Source organism: Streptomyces specialis (assembly GCF_001493375.1).
Lineage (GTDB): Bacteria > Actinomycetota > Actinomycetes > Streptomycetales > Streptomycetaceae > Streptomyces > Streptomyces specialis.
The window spans coordinates 1-3,446 of sequence record NZ_LN929818.1; the positions used below are offsets into that span (position 1 = coordinate 1).

Consider the following 3,446-nt stretch of genomic DNA (forward strand, 5'->3'; position numbering starts at 1 on the left):
GGGTGGGTGGCCGTGGCGTGCGGGGGGCTAAGCGGGGTGTGGGCGCTGCGGGTGGCCGGCGGGGCGGGCGGGCCGTTGGTCAGGTCGTTGGTCAGGTCGTTGGTCAGGTCGTTGGTCAGGTCGATGACCAACGCGGCGGCGGCAGCCTCCCGTTCGGTTTCCGGCAGCGCCACCAGATGGTCCCGGAAGGTGAGTTCGACGGCCGCGTCCGCCCGGCGGCGCTGGAAGGCGTAATCGGGCAGCGGCACCCGCCGGGCGCCGGTCCCGGTGAACACCCGGCCCCAGTCGACATCGGCGCCGAGCACGTGGGCCTCGGCGAGCACGGTGAGCAGCCGCTCCCGGCCGTCCTGGCCACGCCGCAGGGTGCCGATCGTGTGCGCCGCGTGCCCGGTGGCCGTCGCGGTGTCCCGCATGGCGGCGCTCAGCACGGGGTGGGGTCCGACCTCGATCAACGTGCCGTGCCCGGCCGCCAGCAGGGCGGCGGTGAGCCGTTCGAACAGCACCGGGTCACGGAGCGTGCGGTACCAGCGGCCCGCGTCGAGTTCCGAGCCGTCGATCGGGCCGCCCGTCGCGGAGCTGTAGAGGGGGATGCGGGCGCTCACCGGCCGGACGGGCGCGAGGTCGGTCAGCAGACGGTCGCGGATGCGGGCGATGTGCGGGGAGTGCGCGGCGAGGGAGACGGCGATGCGGCGTGCGCGGAACCCATCGGCCCGCAACTCGGTGACGAAGGCGTCGGCCGCGTCCGCGTCACCCGAAACGATCACGGACGCGGGCCCGTTGACGACGGCGACGGCGAGTCGCTCGTGCCGGTGACCGAGCCGGGCCTGCACCTCGTGGGCGGAGGCGGCGACGGTGACCATGGCGCCCTGGCCGGCGAGCGTGGCCTGAGCCTGGCTCCAACGGGCCACGACGCGCGCCGCGTCGGGGAGGGTGAGGGCGCCGGCCACATGGGCGGCGGCGATCTCGCCGCCGCTGTGCCCGGCGACGGCGGCGGGCGACAGGCCGTGCGCGCGGAGCGTTCCGGCAAGGGCCACCTGGAGGCCGAACAGGGCGGGCTGCACGATGTCTTCCGTCGTCAGGGGCGGCGCGCCGGGGGTACCGCGCAGGACGTCGGTGAGGGACCACTCGACGAACGGCGAGAGAGCGTACTCGCATTCCTCGATCAGGCCCCGGAACACCCGGGAGGAGTCGAGGAGTCCGGCCCCCATGCCGGGCCACTGGCCACCGGCGCCGGAGAAGACGAGCACCACACCGGAACCGGCCGGGGTCCGCGCGCCGCGCACGAGCTGGGGGGCGAAGCCGCCGTGCGCGGCGGCGTCGAGCCCGGCCAGCAGCTCGTCCCGGTCGGTGCCGACGACGACGGCGCGGTGCGGGAAGCGGGTGCGGGTGGTGGCGAGGGAGAAACCGATGTCGGCGGCGGAGACGGCCGGTTGGGCGGTGACATGGTCGTGGAGCCGCCGTGCCTGGGCGCGCAGGGCATCGGGCGTCCGAGCGGTGACGATCCACGGCAACGCGGCCCCGCCCCCGTTCCCGTCCCCGTCCCCGTCCCCGTCCGGACCGTCCGGCCCGTGCACGGCGAACGGCTCACCCGCCGCGCACGGCGTGAGCACGTCGTCCAGCGGCCCCGGCTCCGGCATCGCCCCCGCTTCCGGCGTGAACACCCCCGCGTCGTCCGCGAGTTCGCCGGTCAGCACGGACCGCACCACGTCCCCGTCCGCGACGGCCCGCCGCAACGGCTTCAGCAGGACCACGGCGGCGGACCCCTCCTCGCCCGAGGCGCCCCCGACGAGCGCGAGCGCGACCTCGCCGCCGCGCAGTGCGCGACAGGCGGCGTCGAGGGCCTCACGGCGCGAGGGGTGGTCGCCGTCGACGGTGGAACCAGGCGGGAGAAGGGCGAGAACGGCGGCGCGGCGTGCGGAATCCAGCGCGTCGAGGTAGACGCCCACGCGGAGCCCCCGGGCGGTGTCGGGCACGAAACCGGCGTCCTCCACGGCCCGCCACAGCAGTTCGAGCAACACGTCCTGGCGCGGGTCGGGCGGGACCGTGCCGTCCGCCGGGAGCCCGAAGAACTCGGCGTCGAGGCCCGCGACTTCGGGACGGCCATGGGCCGAGCCGACGACGGCGATCGCGTTTTCGCTCATGTGGATGCTCCAACAGCCCATCGGATAACCGTCAAGTGATGTGGGGGAAGCGCGTAAGGCGCTCAGGTGATCGGTCGGGAGAGGACGGCACGGCGGGATCGGCGGCGGCGTGGCCTCGCCGGGCAGAGCCTCGACGGGCACGGGCACGGTTGCGGAAGATGCGAGTCAGGTGCGTGCGGGCGTGTACGGAAGGGTGCGGACGTGTCCGGGGAACGGAACGATCCGCGTGCGGCTGGCACAGCCGGAACGCTCGGGGTCAGACGGTATGGCCGCCCCCGGGCGACGACCCGCGCCGGCGGGCGCCGCCGGGACAGGACTCCCGCGCGGGCTGGTGGCCCGGAAGGTGGAGGGCCGGGAGCTGAGAATCCTCCCGGCGCGCCGGATCAGTGGTCGTCGGCGCGTCCATGGTCATGTTCTGCCTCTCGACGTGCGCTCTCCGCGGGTGGCCCGCAGGGAGGTCTCCCTACGACTCCTTCGACGACCTGATGGCGGCCCTGCCAGGACGTAGCCGGCGCGGATTGCCCCTCGACCCGCGCCATGACGTATCACAACGCAATCAGGGAGACACGGACAGCAGCCGTTGCCGCTTTTCAGACAAGCTGCTTCGTCAGGTTTATGACCGGCATACAAACGCGAAATCGCAGGATGCGGGGCCCGGCCTCCTCCGCACGCCAGGGGTGCGCGCCCGGGTGGGGGCGACTCCGCGTCGCGACCGGAAGTCAACGTGTCCGGTTAGCGCTTCACAGAATCGTTCCAGCAGCACCTTTCACGCCTCGATCGAATGAACCGCAGCGGCGCATGGTTGACGCGCCCGCCGGGAATGCGCGCCCTCCGCGAACACGCCGCCGCGCCGCACGCCCCCACTCGGACCGACGAGGGGAACGCCCCGGATCGCCGCCCGCGCGCAGGATCATCGCAGAACCACCGCATGACCGGAAGCCGGGCGGCAGGACCGAATGGCAGCCGCCGGGGGCCGGGATTAACCTGGCGTAATGGACGACAAGGACATCTTTGCCCGTGTCGACGCGCTCGCGACCGAGGAGCGCGCCCTGCGCGAACGGTCCGTGGGCCAGGGACTCAAGGACGAGGAACGGGCCCGGCTGAGAGAGGTCGAGGTCAGCCTCGACCAGTGCTGGGACCTGCTCCGGCAGCGCCGTGCGCGCAGCGAGTTCGGCGGGAACCCGGACGAGGCGACGCTCCGCCCGGCCCGCGAGGTGGAGGAGTACGAGAGCTGAGGCCACCCGGACCCGGCCCCAGCTCCCCGGACCCGGCCCTCCGCCCAAACCTCCGGCCCCAGCCCCGGAC

2 protein-coding genes are annotated in these 3,446 nt (G+C 74.0%); one reads left to right on the forward strand and one right to left on the reverse strand.

Annotated elements, in window-relative coordinates:
- On the reverse strand, positions 1-2,141 hold a 2,141-nt coding region (locus BN2279_RS30960; protein ID WP_159037103.1), incomplete at its 3' end, for an acyltransferase domain-containing protein.
- A gap of 992 nt (positions 2,142-3,133) precedes the next feature.
- Between BN2279_RS30960 and BN2279_RS07600 the strand changes: the two genes are divergently transcribed.
- Positions 3,134-3,376, forward strand: a complete 243-nt coding sequence (locus BN2279_RS07600) for a DUF2630 family protein (protein ID WP_059007750.1) — start codon at positions 3,134-3,136, stop codon at positions 3,374-3,376.
- The last annotated feature ends 70 nt before the right edge of the window (positions 3,377-3,446 follow it).